The sequence below is a fragment of the Mesorhizobium sp. M7A.F.Ca.US.002.01.1.1 genome, from assembly GCF_004022955.1.
GTDB classification, from domain to species: Bacteria; Pseudomonadota; Alphaproteobacteria; order Rhizobiales; family Rhizobiaceae; genus Mesorhizobium; species Mesorhizobium ciceri.
Map to the genome: position 1 here is coordinate 1 of NZ_RZQE01000838.1, position 1,456 is coordinate 1,456.

Sequence of the window (1,456 nt, forward strand, 5' to 3'; positions counted from 1 at the left end):
GTCGCGAGGGATCGCTGAATTTCGCGGCCATCAGCGCTTCGACGGCTTTGGCCCGGGCCAGCGAAAGGTCGAAGTTGGATTTGAAGGCGCTCGACCGACGCGGTTTGACATTATCCGTGTGGCCGACGATCCGGATCGGTCCAGGCTCGTGCTCAAGAGCCGCGGCGATGTCGGCGGCGATGGGCTGAAATTCCGGCTTCGTCTCGGCCCTGCCGGACTGGAACAGCAGCAGATTGTTGATTTCCACGACGATGAAGTCGCCCTTGGTGCCAATGGCCAGTCCGCCGCCTTCGACGTCCTTGGCCAGCGCCGCACGAATACGATCGATCTGAGCGTTGGCCGCCGGTGGGGCGACTTTGGCTGGCTCGACCAGCGGCGCCACGCTGGCGCGCTCGATAGCGACGGGTATTGATGGGTTGAGTGCCAGCAATTCACCTGCGGCGGCGTCGCCTTCATTGGAGATGAAGACCCGCAATGCGAAGAACGCTGCCGCCAGCAGCGCCGACGCTGACGCGGCAACCACCCAAAGCGGCAGGCGGGCCGAGGACTGCGCCATCGTCTCGGCCAAGCCCTGCCAGCGCGGCGAGATGTCTTCACCCGCCCGCGTCCTGAAGTAGCGAAGCGTCTCGTAGACGTCGCGTCGAACGCGCTCGAGATTGTTGTCTTCGCGCCTCACGCCGCGATACTGGCCCTCGAACCCCAGCGACAGACAGACATGCATCAGTTCGAGCAGATCGTAATGTGTCTCGGGATGGGCCAGGATCTTGTTCAGTGCTTCGTAGAAGCCTGTGCCGGAGGACTGGGTATGAAAGAACTGCCACGACATGCTGCGTTGCGACCAGTCGTCTTTCCCAGGCCAAGGCAGGTTGCCGATGAGATCGTCGGCTGTTTCGCACAGAACATAACGCGCAATCCGCGCATCCTCTTCGGCAACGTCCGATTTCTCCACCGTCCGGTCGAATTTTTCGATGGCCTCAGCGACATGTTGCGCCAGTGGCTCCGCCTGTCTTTCGACAGGCATCAGCCTGAGTTGCCCAAACAGCATCAGCAAAGGAGCGGCCGCAGCGAGAATAGTGTTTGCCGCGCAGTATCTGACCACCTCGGCGGCGCCGAGCAGCATGCGCTGCTCGATGGGCGGCTTTGATGCGGCGGCCGAAGAGCTGGTACCTGCTGGGGCACCCAGGGCCGGGCCTTGATAGATGACGGTTCCTGATACCCAGCCCGGTGGCCGCACGACGCCAGGATCGAACACGGTTGAATCCTCGATCCTGGAGGTGTCCGCGATGGATTGCTCCGGAACCGGCGGCGGTTTTTGCGTGCGCCGTGGATTTGCGCGAATGACGGTCTTGCCCGCCGGACCGAAGGGGTCGTCCTTCGAGCTCATCGCCGATCACCCGTGCAGGCGGGACACCCGCGATTGGGCGAGACAGGCGCAAGACGGTTTCTGGTCGGGTAA

The 1,456-nt window shown here is 62.8% G+C and carries 1 protein-coding gene; it reads right to left on the reverse strand.

The features are described from left to right. A partial coding sequence (icmH, locus tag EN932_RS35975; protein ID WP_128369520.1) for a type IVB secretion system protein IcmH/DotU occupies window positions 1–1,384 on the reverse strand: 1,384 nt, incomplete at its 3' end. Between the last annotated feature and the right edge of the window lie 72 nt (window positions 1,385–1,456).